Annotated in this window: 14 protein-coding genes; 7 read left to right on the top strand and 7 right to left on the bottom strand. The window is 33.7% G+C overall.

Features of this window, described 5'->3' with window-relative positions:
- The first annotated feature begins 215 nt into the window (after positions 1-215).
- The 7 genes from ABXT06_RS13450 (at position 216) to ABXT06_RS13420 (ending at position 7,272) form a co-directional block, all read left to right on the top strand.
- Positions 216-995 carry a tetratricopeptide repeat protein gene (locus tag ABXT06_RS13450; protein WP_354591201.1) on the top strand — a complete coding sequence of 260 codons (780 nt, stop codon included), beginning with the start codon at positions 216-218 and terminating at the stop codon, positions 993-995.
- An 81-nt stretch (positions 996-1,076) separates the two neighbouring features.
- Complete coding sequence (gene ribH, locus ABXT06_RS13445) at positions 1,077-1,649, top strand: 6,7-dimethyl-8-ribityllumazine synthase (RefSeq protein ID WP_111363185.1); 573 nt, start codon at positions 1,077-1,079, stop codon at positions 1,647-1,649.
- A 135-nt stretch (positions 1,650-1,784) separates the two neighbouring features.
- A complete protein-coding gene (locus tag ABXT06_RS13440; protein ID WP_354591200.1) occupies positions 1,785-2,465 on the top strand; it encodes a DUF6624 domain-containing protein in 681 nt (226 codons plus the stop codon).
- Positions 2,466-2,615: 150 nt separating this feature from the next.
- On the top strand, positions 2,616-4,556 hold the full coding sequence (gene mutL / locus ABXT06_RS13435; protein WP_354591199.1) for a DNA mismatch repair endonuclease MutL: 1,941 nt from the start codon (positions 2,616-2,618) through the stop codon (positions 4,554-4,556).
- Positions 4,553-5,302 carry a rhomboid family intramembrane serine protease gene (locus ABXT06_RS13430; RefSeq protein ID WP_354591198.1) on the top strand — a complete coding sequence of 250 codons (750 nt, stop codon included), beginning with the start codon at positions 4,553-4,555 and terminating at the stop codon, positions 5,300-5,302. Before mutL ends, ABXT06_RS13430 begins: the two co-directional genes overlap by 4 nt.
- 42 nt (positions 5,303-5,344) lie before the next feature.
- Positions 5,345-6,208, top strand: a complete 864-nt coding sequence (locus ABXT06_RS13425; RefSeq protein WP_354591197.1) for a rhomboid family intramembrane serine protease — start codon at positions 5,345-5,347, stop codon at positions 6,206-6,208.
- 17 nt (positions 6,209-6,225) lie between these two features.
- On the top strand, positions 6,226-7,272 hold the full coding sequence (locus ABXT06_RS13420; protein ID WP_354591196.1) for an endonuclease/exonuclease/phosphatase family protein: 1,047 nt from the start codon (positions 6,226-6,228) through the stop codon (positions 7,270-7,272).
- Positions 7,273-7,355: 83 nt separating this feature from the next.
- Here ABXT06_RS13420 and ABXT06_RS13415 read toward each other — a convergent pair whose 3' ends face one another.
- From ABXT06_RS13415 to ABXT06_RS13385, 7 genes are all read right to left on the bottom strand, one after another.
- A complete protein-coding gene (locus tag ABXT06_RS13415; protein WP_354591195.1) occupies positions 7,356-7,970 on the bottom strand; it encodes a WbqC family protein in 615 nt (204 codons plus the stop codon).
- 91 nt (positions 7,971-8,061) lie between these two features.
- Entirely contained in the window at positions 8,062-9,615 is a 1,554-nt protein-coding gene (gene lepB, locus ABXT06_RS13410) for a signal peptidase I (protein ID WP_354591194.1), read from the bottom strand.
- A 56-nt stretch (positions 9,616-9,671) separates the two neighbouring features.
- Entirely contained in the window at positions 9,672-10,373 is a 702-nt protein-coding gene (gene dapB / locus ABXT06_RS13405; RefSeq protein ID WP_354591193.1) for a 4-hydroxy-tetrahydrodipicolinate reductase, read from the bottom strand.
- A gap of 39 nt (positions 10,374-10,412) precedes the next feature.
- The gene (locus ABXT06_RS13400) at positions 10,413-10,973 is read right to left on the bottom strand and encodes a DUF5683 domain-containing protein (RefSeq protein ID WP_160782821.1); all 561 of its coding nucleotides are present in this window, start codon (positions 10,971-10,973) and stop codon (positions 10,413-10,415) included.
- Positions 10,973-11,875, bottom strand: coding sequence for a ParB/RepB/Spo0J family partition protein (locus ABXT06_RS13395; protein ID WP_111380049.1), 903 nt, complete (start codon positions 11,873-11,875; stop codon positions 10,973-10,975). Before ABXT06_RS13395 ends, ABXT06_RS13400 begins: the two co-directional genes overlap by 1 nt.
- A gap of 5 nt (positions 11,876-11,880) precedes the next feature.
- Positions 11,881-12,648 carry a ParA family protein gene (locus ABXT06_RS13390; protein WP_008464569.1) on the bottom strand — a complete coding sequence of 256 codons (768 nt, stop codon included), beginning with the start codon at positions 12,646-12,648 and terminating at the stop codon, positions 11,881-11,883.
- A 220-nt stretch (positions 12,649-12,868) separates the two neighbouring features.
- Complete coding sequence (locus tag ABXT06_RS13385; RefSeq protein ID WP_354591192.1) at positions 12,869-13,273, bottom strand: septal ring lytic transglycosylase RlpA family protein; 405 nt, start codon at positions 13,271-13,273, stop codon at positions 12,869-12,871.
- Positions 13,274-13,293 lie beyond the last annotated feature (20 nt).

Here is a 13,293-nt window from a genome sequence, read left to right as displayed (position 1 = left end):
AGCTTTGAAAAGATGATTTAAATTGAGGCTGCAAATTACCGAAAATTATCGATATAATTGGCTTTAGAGCTTTCTTGGACTTATTTATTTTAGCGCTTTCGCGAAAGGATAAGCGAATCCTGAAAATATTTCTTTTAAAATAGTGATAAAATTGAAATTTTTTACCTCAGTTTCAAGAAAAATTTTATTTTTGCCGTTCACTAAATAAATTTTAAATGGCAACTTACAATAAAAGAGGATATAAGACACCAAAAGAAAAGGAAGTAAAAGAAGTTACTGAAGAACAACAAGTAGTTATTGACGAAAAAGACAGTACAACTGCTGGGGTTTTTTCAAAATTAGATGAAACGGCTTCAAAAACTGAGGATTGGGTGGCTAAAAATCAAAAAATCATTATTGGTTTAGTTGCTGGTATTGCAGTTGCAACAATTGGATATTTGGCTTACCAAAAATTCATTGCAACTCCTAAGCAAGAAGAAGCTGCAAGTGAAATGTTTGTTGCTCAGCAAAACTTTGAAAAAGCTGTAAACGGTGTTTCTAGCGATTCATTATTCAAATTATCATTAAACGGTTCAGAAGGTAAATTTGGATTTATTAAAATCGCTGACGAATATTCTGGAACAGATGCTGGAAATTTAGCAAACTACTATGCTGGTATTGCTTACCTAAACACAGGTAAATTTGATGAGGCAATTAAATATTTAGGTGAATTTAAATCAGAAGATGTAATCTTAAGTGCTTTAGCAAAAGGTGCTACAGGAGATGCTTATTCTCAAAAAAATCAGCAAAAAGAAGCTTTAGAATTTTATGTAAAAGCTGCTGAGTCTAATAAAAATGACTTTACAACGCCTCGTTTCTTGTTAAAAGCTGGAAAAACTGCTTTAGCTTTAGGACAAAAAGAGGATGCTTTGAAATATTTCAACGATATTAAAGATAATTATGACAGTGCTCCAGAAGCGGCATCTGTTGATGCTTTGATTGGATTAGCGCAATAAAAATTTTAGACTTTAGATTTAAGATTGTAGATTTGTAATTAAGAATCTAAATTCTAAAATCAAAAATCTAAAATATAAAAGATGGCTACTGAAAATAAAAATCTATCAGAATACGATAAAAACACAATCCCAAACGCGAAAGACTTTCGGTTTGGGATTGTTGTTTCTGAATGGAATGATACTATAACAGAAGGACTTTATAATGGTGCTTTTGACGCTCTAGTTGATTGTGATGTTCCGGCTCAGCAAATTATCCGTTGGAATGTTCCAGGAAGTTTTGAGTTGATTTACGGAGCAAAAAAAATGCTTCAGACTCAAAATGTTGATGCAGTTATCGTAATTGGATGCGTAATTCAAGGAGAAACCAAACATTTTGATTTTGTCTGCGAAGGTGTTACACAAGGAATTAAAGATTTGAATGTTCAAACGGATATTCCAGTTATTTTCTGTGTTTTAACAGACAATAATATGCAGCAGTCAATTGACAGAAGTGGAGGTGCTCACGGAAACAAAGGAACTGAAGCTGCAATTGCCGCAATCAAAATGGCTTACATTCGTCAGCAAGCTTCAATGTCTCATGCTTTCAATCAGCCATTATTGACTTCAGGAGCCCTTCAAATTGAAGATTCTCCGAAAAAAATTGAAAACGAATAAAGCACATTTGTTTTAAAATATTAAAACCTATACTGTTAAAAGTATAGGTTTTTTTTATGCTTTTTTTGTGATTCTATTAAGTTCTATCAAATTCGGAATTATATTACATTTGAATTAGTCTTTAATTAAGTTTCTATGAAAAAATATCTACTTTACGCTTTTGTTTTATATTTCAGTCAAAGCCATGCTCAGAAAAAAATCAATGAAAATTTGAAAAAGGAGCTCGATTCAATTATGAAATCTGATCAGATTCTTAGGGAATATATCAATTTTGATACTTCTGAAAGTAGAAAAAAAGAAATAGTAAAAGAACTCGGGCGTGAAAATGATCCGAATTTTAGAAAAGGCATTTGGCTAGAAATGCAAAAAAGAGATTCTCTTAACTTGATTAAGATTGAAGGAATTATTAAGCAGTATGGTTATCCAGGAAAAAGTTTAGTTGGCGAACCAACCAATATTGCGGCATGGTACGTTATTCAGCACAGCTCGAAAATTGGAGAATATTTGCCAGTGATTGAGCAAGAAGCGAAAAAAAAGGAGATATCTTTTACTTATTTTGCTAAAATGCAAGATCGTTATCTAACCCAGCAAGGAAAGGAACAGATTTATGGAACACAGGGCCAGATGAAACAAATAACAAACAAGAAGACAGGAAAAAAAGAGTTTTTTAATTATGTTTCTCCAATTCAAAATCCTGCTACAGTTAATGATCGAAGAAAAAAAGCGGGTTTTACAACAACAGTTGAAGAGAATGCAAAAGAAATGGGGATGGAATACAAGGTTTATACTTTGGATGAAATTGCAAAAATGAATTAATGTAAATTGCAACCTTTCTGTTTTTTAGACTATTGTAGTTTTTGTTTTTTTTATGAATGATCTTATTCTAAAAGCCAATCAAAATTCACTAAATTTGTACTTCTTGGTTTGCAAAAAACCTAACCTAAACTTTAAAACTATTTTTGCTTAATGTCGAGTATTATTCAATTGCTTCCTGATCACGTTGCTAACCAAATTGCTGCTGGAGAGGTGGTTCAAAGACCGGCTTCAGTCGTAAAAGAATTGTTAGAAAATGCGGTCGATGCCAAAGCAACTGATATCAAATTAATTATAAAAGATGCCGGTAAATCGCTTGTGCAAGTTATCGATAATGGAGTCGGAATGACGGTTACAGATGCGCGCTTGTGTTTTGCTCGTCATGCAACATCCAAAATCCGCCAGGCAGAAGATTTGTTTTCACTTGGAACAAAAGGTTTTCGTGGAGAAGCGTTGGCTTCTATTGCGGCGATCGCCCACATGGAAATGAAAACCAAACAAGATCAGGACGAACTTGGAACGCATATTGTAATTGAGGGAAGTAAATTTGTTTCGCAAGAAGTGGCCGTTTTGCCAAAAGGAACTTCATTTGCAGTTAAAAACCTATTTTTTAATATTCCAGCTCGTCGTAATTTCTTAAAGTCAGATACAGTTGAATTTCGTCACGTAATGGATGAATTTCAGCGTGTGGCATTAGCGCATCCAAATATTCATTTTAGTTTTTATCATAATGGTAGCGAAATGTACAATCTTCCTGCAGCAGGATACCGTCAGAGAATTGTGGGTATCATGTCTGGAAAAACAAATGAAAAATTAGTTCCTGTAAACGAAGATACTGAGATTATCAATGTTCAAGGTTTTGTCTGCAAGCCTGAGTTTGCAAAGAAAAATAGGGGAGAGCAATTCTTTTTTGTAAACGATCGATTTATAAAAAGCAGTTTCCTTCACCATGCCGTTATGTCTGCATACGACGGATTGTTGAAAGATGGTTCTCAGCCAAGTTATTTTTTGTATTTGCAGGTTCCGCCAAATACTATTGATATCAATATTCATCCGACTAAAACAGAAATTAAGTTTGATGACGAGCAGGCATTGTATGCTATTTTAAGAGCGTCTATCAAACATAGTTTAGGGCAATTTAATGTTGCTCCAGTTTTAGATTTTGATCGCGATGCTAATTTAGATACACCATATCATTATAAAGATGTAGAAGTTGGAATTCCGACCATTCAGGTTGATGGAACTTTTAATCCTTTTACAGATGACAAAACCAATCAGCATTATAGCAAAGCAACTTCGGGGTCATCTGGATATAGTTCGGGTTCTTCTTTTTCGTCTTCATCAGGATCATCATCTTCTGGATCGTCATATTCAGGATATTCTAAAAGAGTAGAGCCAACTGCAAGCTGGGAAAGTTTATATGTTGGTTTAGATGTCGAAAATCCTGAAAGTATAGAAAGTTCGCCATTTACATTCGAAAATGAAGAGGTAACCTCTTCTTTATTTGATGATGAAGATATCGAACAAGCAACGCAGAAAACGTATCAAATACATAAAAAATATATTGTATCGCCAATAAAATCAGGAATGATTATTGTCGATCAGCAACGTGCACATCAGCGAATTTTGTATGAGCAATTTTTGCTGAACATGACCGTAAATCAAGCTTCTAGCCAACAGTTGCTTTTTCCTTTAGATTTGTTTTATTCGGCTTCAGAAATGAAACTGATCGAAGAATTGAAACCTTCTTTAGAAACAACTGGATTTGTTTTTGACGAAAGTAAAACAGATCACGTTGTAATTTCTGGGATCCCTGTAAATATTACAGAAAGTGAAGTTTCGCAGGTAATAGAACAATTATTAAGCGATTTGCAAGACGGAATTCCAGCAAACAGTTACAGTCAGAATGATACAATTGCTAAGTCAATGGCAAAAAGTTTAGCGGTTAAAACTGGATCTTATTTAACCGAAAAAGAACAAGATAATTTGGTAAACGGATTGTTTGCCTGCAAAGATCCAAATATTTCACCTTTTCAAAAACCTACCTTCATTACTATGCGTGTTGAAGATATAGATAAAAAGTTTGCTTTATGATGAATATGACTCCGGTAGTTAAACAACTGCTTATTATTAATATTATTTTTTTTATTGGCTCTCAGTTAGTGCCAGTTTCTTATGAATATTTTGCGATGTTCTTTCCAGAAAATCCAAGTTTCAAAGTTTGGCAGCCAATCACTCACATGTTTATGCATGGCGGGATTATGCATATAGCATTTAATATGTTTGCATTGGTTTCTTTCGGATCAGCTTTAGAACATTTTTGGGGAGGTAAAAAGTTTTTGTTTTTTTATATCTCATGTGGTTTAGGTTCGGCTTTGCTTCATACAGCGGTAAACTATTACTTTTTTGAAGATACCATTAGCACTTTAACAGCAAATGGTTTTCATAAAGCTGATATCTTAAACATTTTGAGTCAGGGAAAAATAGATACCAGATGGCAGAGTTTAGTAAGTGTTGCTCAATTTGATGGTTTTACTAGTGCTTATATAGGAACTGTTGTGGGAGCTTCTGGCGCTATTTACGGTTTGCTTACTGCTTTTGCTTTTATGTTTCCTAATGCAGAATTGGCACTTTTATTTATCCCAGTTCCAATTAAAGCTAAATATTTTGTTCCCGGACTTTTGTTAATGGATTTGTTTTTAGGTGTTAAAGGTACTTCTCTGTTTGGAGGAGGTGGAACAGGAATTGCACATTTTGCCCATGTTGGTGGTGCAATAACTGGGTTTTTGATGATGTGGTATTGGAAAAAAAATCAATTCAATAACAACCGTTGGAATTAATTTTTAACTTTAAAGTACAAATTCTAAAACAAAAGAGTTTTTATGAATATTCTAGACGATTTAAAATTACAGTATAGATTGGGTGGTATTGCAATGCGTGTGATGTATTGGAATATAGGATGTTTTATTGTATCACTTATTTTCTTCTATCAATTTTCAGTTGGTCAGTTTGCTTTTCCTAGCTGGTTGGCTTTATCGTCAGATCCTCAGGTTTTTATGTTTAAACCGTGGACTTTTTTAACGTACGCTTTTTTTCATGATGGATTTTTGCATCTGTTGTTCAATATGATGGTGCTTAATTTTGCGAGTACTTTATTCTTGACTTATTTTACTCAAAAGCAATACTTAGGATTGTATCTTCTAAGCGCTCTTTTTGCAGGAGTGATTTTTGCGCTGAGTTTTTATTTTTCTAATATCAGCGGTTCTATTGTTGGAGCTTCTGCTGCTATTATGGCTATTTTAGTGGCGGCGACGACTTATTCTCCTTTAATGAACGTTCGTTTGTTTCTATTCGGAAACGTGAAGCTTTGGCATATAACAGCGGTTATTATAATTTTAGATTTAATGCAGTTCCGTCTAGGGAATATGGGCGGACATATTTCTCACCTTGCTGGTGCTTTCTTCGGGTTTATTTATATTAAACTGCTTCAGAACGGTACCGATTTAAGTGTTATTGTTTCTAAAACGCTTGATTTCTTCGTAAATCTTTTTAGAAAATCTCCTACGACCCCATTTACAAAAGTTCATAAAAATTACAAAAAACCTACAGAAAAAACGACATCAAGAATTGTTACGAAAGATAAAACGCAACAGCAGATTGATGAAATTTTGGATAAAATAAGCCAGTCAGGATATGATTGCCTGACTAAGGAAGAAAAAGAGTTTTTATTTAAAGCTGGAAAATAAACTTGTAGGAGAAAAATATGAAAAACCTTTCTTGGTTTAATAAAATAATGTTCTTTTTGAACATAGTGCTGACTGTGCTTACATTTAGCATCTATGTTTTACCCTTTTTAGCACCTAAAAGTTTTCCGCTTTTATCGGTGCTTACTTTGTTTATGCCTGCTTTTTTTGTGGCAAACGTATTGTTTTTTGTCTATTGGGGAATTCAGTTCAAAAAACGCCTTATTCTGTCTGGTTTGGTTCTGCTGACTGGAATTACATTCATCAGTAAATTTTATAAGTTTTCTGGCAAAGAGTATGTCAAAGATGAAAAGGATTTCTCTGTAATGAGTTATAATGTGCGTCTTTTTAATGTTTTCAAATGGCTGGATCGTGATGATATTCCGTCCAATATTAAAGCTTTTATAGACGAAAAAGATCCTGATATTCTATGTATTCAAGAATATTCAAATTCGGCACATTTGGATTTAAAAGTTTATCCCCACCGTTATATTTTTATTGATGGAAATAAAATTAAAACGGGACAAGCTATTTTTTCTAAGTTTCCTATTCTTGATCAAGGCAATATTGTTTTCCCTAAGTCAGACAATAATGTAGTCTATGCCGATATTAAAAGAGGAAAAGATATTATTCGTGTTTACAATATGCACTTGCAGTCAATTAAAATATCTCCAGATGTAAGTGAAATCTCTGATGATATTGATAATGTAAATCAGAAGAAATCGCAACGTATTTATGCGAGAATCAGTAAAGGATTCACTCAGCAGCAAGAGCAGGCTGAAATTTTTAAAGAGCATATAAAAAAATGCAATTATCCAATTATTATCTGTGGAGACATGAATAATAGTCCGTTTTCTTATGTGTACAGAAGCATAAAAGGAAAACTAAAGGATGCTTTTGAAGAAGCGGGAGAAGGTTTTGGAGCTACCTATAAATTCAAATACTATCCTGCAAGGATTGATTATATTTTTACGGACAGTAAAATGAAAGTAAAACAATTTGAAAGCTTCTCTGATTTTGAAAATTCAGATCATTACCCAATTATGGCAAGGCTTTCGGTGGAATAATTTATTAGTTCGAAAGTCAAAAGTGGAAAGTCAAAGGTTAAGGTTATATGAGAATTCATAACTCATAATTCCTAACTCACAACTTATATGATTTTCTGTGTTTTTAAATAATCCATTGCAAATTTCCCTTCGTTAAAAAGTAAATCCAAAACACTTAAATTGTTGATAAAACCATGTTTGTCATCAAATACCTGAGTGTATTTTTCAAAAGTATTAACGTCTTTTTTACCGTTTGCTAAATATCTGAAATCGGTAAAATCGGTTACTTCGTGAAAATACTCTGCAGTTTTTCCAAATTCCAATTTCATTCGTAGGCATTTTGTAACAACATCTAAGACTTCGAAGTTTAAATCCATTAAAAATTGGTGTTTTTTCTCGAAAATAGGAGCAATATCATCTTCAAAATACTCAAAGAAAGGAGAACTTCTATAAGCTGCTTCAAGCGATTTAAAGTGCTGTTTCTGCCAATCAAATTCATTTTCGATCAAAATGTCTTTTGTCTTCTGATGTGTAGCTTTAGAATGCTTAACAGGGATATTTAATAATTGAATTCCGTTTGGACTATAGATGTAAGTTCTATTTCTATTAGTCTGTTTCTGAAAATTATCTTCCATTTCAAAAGTAATGCTGTCTGATTGTGCTATTACGGCAAAATGACTGATAGAAGGGAAATAAGTTGGAAGTATTAAGGAATTCATTTTGTTTGGTTTCAAGTTTAAAAGTTTCAGGTTTCAAGTTGACGTAAAAACGTGAAACTTGAAACCTGACACAAAAATAACTTATTTTTTATTATGCTTTATTTTCTCTTCTTTTTTTCCAGATAAAATCTCCTACGAAATAAATAGCAAGAAGTATCAAGAAGTATTTAAAGTAAGAGTGAGGCTGGCCTTCGCCGTCTACAGTTGTAAATACTCTGTTCCAACGAATCTTATTGATGCCTTTTCCGTTAGTATCCCAGCTCATCCAGATGAATACTGGTTTTCCTACTATGTGATTTTCTGGTACGTAACCCCAATAACGGCTATCTTCTGAATTGTGACGGTTGTCTCCCATCATCCAATAATAGTTTTGTTTGAAGGTATATGTTGTTGTTGGTTTTCCGTTAATTAAGAATTTAGAACCTTGCAATTCTAGCTTGTTTCCTTCGTAATTTGTGATAATCTCTTTGTAGAAAGGAAGCGATTCGTTTGTCAACGCAACAGTTTTTCCAGCTTCAGGAATATAAATTGGTCCCATGTTGTCTTGGTTCCATTTATTGATATGAGGGAAAATATCGTTGTTGTCTCCTTTGTCAATTTTTCTAATTACTGCAGTAACTCCAGGAGTGTTTTTGAATCTTTCGGCTCCGGCTTCTGTTAAGGCACCTAGATAAAGTGTGTCTCTTTTTTCTGTTCTAAAGCCAGCAGGATCTGTAATATCTAATTCTTTGAAAATGGTTTCAAAATCGATAGGTGTTTTTCCATCCAATGCTACAGCGTATGAATACTGTGGTTTAGCTCTTTCAGGTAAAACTAATTTTGTTCCGTTGATAAAAACATAGCCATCTTTTATTGATAAACTATCTCCAGGAATACCAACGCATCTTTTTACGTAATTTGATTTTTTGTCAATTGGTTTAATAACACCCGGTCTTCCTTTTGGTTCGAAGAAATAATGAACCGTATCGACAGGCCAGTTAAAGACGACAATATCGCATCGATTTATTTTTTGGATAGCTGGTAATCTTAAATATGGTAATTGTGGCCAGCTTAAATACGATTTGCTTTTTGTCATCGGAATAGAGTCATGAACCATTGGCAATGCAACAGTTGTCATTGGGACTCTAGGTCCATAGTTTAATTTGCTTACAAATAAGAAATCACCAATTAATAAAGATTTTTCTAATGATGATGTCGGAATAGTGTAAGGCTGTACAACATAAGTGTGTACTAATGTCGCTACTATAATAGCAAATAATAAAGAGCTAACAGTATCTGCAGCTTTATTTTCTGGAGTTAATTTACGGTCTTTATGATACTCTAATTTTTGAGTATAATTGACAACATAGATGTAAAAACCTAAAGTAACAAGGCCTAAAATAGTATCTAAAGTTGATTTTTTACCAAATGTTCTTAATGTTTCTACCCATACAACAGGAAACATGATCAGGTTGATGATTGGGATGAAAAGTAATAATGTCCACCATGTTGGGCGTCCGATAATCTTCATTAAAACGATAGAATTGTATACCGGAATTGCAGCTTCCCAGCTTTTTCTTCCTGCCGCCTGATATAATTTCCATGTTCCAAGAAAGTGAATAATTTGAATACCTAGGAAAAATACGAACCAAGAGTAAAATGTCATAATATTGTATTTTAAGTTTCAAATTCAAGTTTTTAATGCCTTGAATTTTGGTCAATTTATTGTAAGTTTAGTACATCTTTCATAGAGAAAATTCCCTGTTTTCCTGCTAGCCATTCTGCTGCAATAACAGCACCAAGAGCAAATCCTTCACGGTTATGCGCAGTGTGTTTAATTTCGATGCTGTCAATTGGCGAATCGTACGTTACAGTATGAGTGCCAGGAACTTCTCCGATTCTTTTTGCTTCAATGCGAATTTCATTCTTTTGCGCTTCATCCATAGTCCAATTTGCGTAATTGCTGTTTTCAATAACGCCTTGTGCTAGAGAAATAGCTGTTCCGCTTGGTGCATCAAGTTTGTGGATATGGTGAATTTCTTCCATCGAAACTTTATAAGAATCAAATTGATTCATGATTTTAGCCAAATACTCGTTTAGTCCGAAGAAAATATTTACTCCCAAACTGAAATTTGAACTAGAAATGAAACCTCCTTTTTTCTCGTTGCAAAGAGCAATCATTTCGTCGTAATGCTCTAACCATCCGGTTGTTCCTGAAACTACAGGAACATTCGCATTGAAAGATGCAGAAATATTGCTAACCGCTGCTGAAGGAACGCTGAAGTCAATGGCAACATCGGCTGTTGAAAGTCCGTCGTAGGTGTTAAATTCGTCTTTCTTTAAAACTATTTCATGACCTCTTTCTAAAGCAATTCTTTCGATTACTTTACCCATTTTTCCGTATCCTAAAAGCGCAATTTTCATTATGTTTTGTTTTTGATTTTTTAAATAGAATGTGCTCTATTAAAACTTATAATTAAAGGTTAGTCCGACGTTTGGTCTAAATGTTACATCGTCGGGATAAATTTCTGGACGCATTGAAAGTCTTTCGTTTACGTTAAACTGTATCAAGGCGGCGTCAACATTGGCATCGATAATGTTTAAAACATAGAATCCGACAACAAACAAGGCAGAGAGATCTCTGTTTCTTTGATAGAATTTTTGTCCATCAACAAGACGGCTGTCATCCAAAAATTGGTATTTGTCATCGTTGTAGCCTTCTAATCTTCGTTTGTAGGCGTCACGATAATCGTGGTATTTTTTATTGTTGTCTATATAGAAATACAAACTGGTTCCGATTGCTCCGTAGACCAATGGAATTTTCCAATATTTTTTGTTGTATGCTTGGCCTAAACCGGGTAGAATAGCAGAATAAAAAGCTGCTTTTGCAGGTGTAAGCGGGTCTATTTCTTGTAATGCAGTAGTGTCTTTTACGACCAAAACCGTGTCTTTTTTTACCTGGGCAAAAAGAGAAACGGTTCCTGTTAGAAAGAACAATAGACCAATGGGGACAATTTTATTCACTATCCGTTTATTAATTTTATAATTCTGTTAAAGTCAGCTTCAGAATTAAATGGAATTGTAATTTTTCCTTTTCCGTTACCAGCGACTTTTATATCAACTTTTGAGCCAAAATAATCGTTGAAAGTGTTTTTCTGAGTTTCTCTAACTACAAACGCAGATTCGGCTTTAGGTTTTCCATCAGCTTTTGGCTGTTGGCCTTCGTGATAATTTTTAACTAAAGCTTCTGTCTCACGAACTGATAAATTTTGACTAACGATTTTTTGATAAATATCAGTTTGAACGTCTAAATCTTCAATGTTGATAATTGCTCTACCGTGTCCCATGCTGATAAAACCATCACGAATACCAGTCTGGATAATCGGATCTAATTTTAGAAGACGTAAGTAATTGGCAATTGTCGAGCGTTTTTTTCCCACTCTTTCACTCATTTGTTCTTGAGTTAATTGAATTTCGTCAATTAAACGCTGGTATGATAAAGCAATCTCGATTGGATCTAAGTCATGACGCTGGATGTTTTCAACCAATGCCATAACCAATGATTCGTTGTCATTTGCAATACGGATGTAAGCAGGGACATGAGTCAGACCTACTAATTTAGATGCGCGAAGACGACGTTCTCCAGAGATTAACTGGTATTTATTAAAATCTAATTTACGAACAGTAATAGGTTGAATTACACCAAGTTCTTTAATAGAAGTGGCTAATTCGCGTAATGATTCTTCATTAAAATTGCTTCTAGGCTGAAACGGATTTATTTCAATTGCACTTATTTCAAGTTCAATGATATTTCCAACAACTTTATCAGCATTTTTATCTTCTACTGATTTAATGTCGTTTTCCGGATCTTTTAATAAGGCAGATAATCCTCTTCCTAAGGCTTGTTTTTTAATTACTTTTGTCATAAAAACTATTTACTGTTTTTCTTTATAATTTCTTGTGCTAAATGAATATAGTTTACGGCACCTTTACTTGTAGCATCATAGTTGATGATACTTTCTCCAAAACTTGGAGCCTCACTTAATTTTACATTTCGCTGAATTACAGTGTCAAAAACCATATCGTTAAAGTGTTTTTGAACTTCTTCTACAACCTGATTAGATAAACGTAATCTTGAATCGTACATAGTTAGCAATAAACCTTCAATGTCAAGATCTGGGTTGTGTATTTTTTGAATACTCTTAATAGTGTTCAATAATTTTCCTAATCCTTCAAGTGCAAAATATTCACACTGAATAGGAATAACTACAGAATCTGCTGCTGTTAAGGCATTCAGGGTTAACAAACCTAAAGAAGGTGCGCAGTCGATAATGATGTAATCATATTCTTCTTTTGCTTCTTCCAATGCTTTTTTAAGCATGTATTCACGGTTTTCTTTGTCAACCAATTCAATTTCGATAGCAACAAGGTCAATGTGAGCAGGGATCACGTCAACGTTTGGAGCTGTACATTTTAAAACGGCTTCTTTTGGTGTTACAGTATGCTCAAGTATTTGGTAAGTTCCGGTTTCAACTGTTTCTACGTCAATTCCAAGACCAGATGTAGCATTGGCCTGTGGATCAGCGTCGATCAATAATACTTTTTTCTCTAAAACACCTAATGAGGCAGCAAGATTTACTGATGTAGTAGTCTTTCCAACGCCTCCTTTTTGATTAGCAATAGCAATGATTTTGCCCATTTATTTTCTGAATTTTGAACCGTAAAAATACAATTATTTATGGTTTCTGAAAATCTATTTTGTTAACATTTGTGAAAGTGTGCTTAATCGGGGTTTTATGGGAGTTTTACAGAAAATAATTTTAGTTATGAATAAAATTATCAGTAGATTTTTTGTGCGATTTAGAGAAGATTCTCATCGTAAAAGACAGAAATCTGATTTTTTTGGTTGAAGGAATAACTTATTTTAAAATTTCGATAGTGACATAAACCAAACCGCTTTTTTTGTTGGTAGCAATATCCATAAAAGCTCTTTTGCTAAGATCAATTTCTCGTCCTTTCACAAAAGGTCCGCGATCTGTAATTTCTACAATAGCAAATTTCTTATTTACTTCATTAGTTACTTTTAATACGGTGCCAAAAGGAAATTTTTTGTGTGCAGCAGTATAATCATTATTGTTAAATCTTCTGCCGCTTGCTGTTTTTCGTCCGTTAAATTTATCATGATAATAAGAAGCGTGGGCATTTTGTTTGTACAACTCGGTTTTTCTTACTGAAGCACACGAGTCAATAAGAGTGGAGTTTTTTTGTTGTGCAATTCCAACGGCAGAAAAAAATAAGGCAATAAATGGTATGATCTTTTTCATTTTGTTTTCTCTTTCTATTT

The organism is Flavobacterium sp. UW10123 (assembly GCF_040538975.1).
Classification (GTDB): domain Bacteria; phylum Bacteroidota; class Bacteroidia; order Flavobacteriales; family Flavobacteriaceae; genus Flavobacterium.
This window is presented reverse-complemented; position numbering and strand designations above follow the sequence as displayed.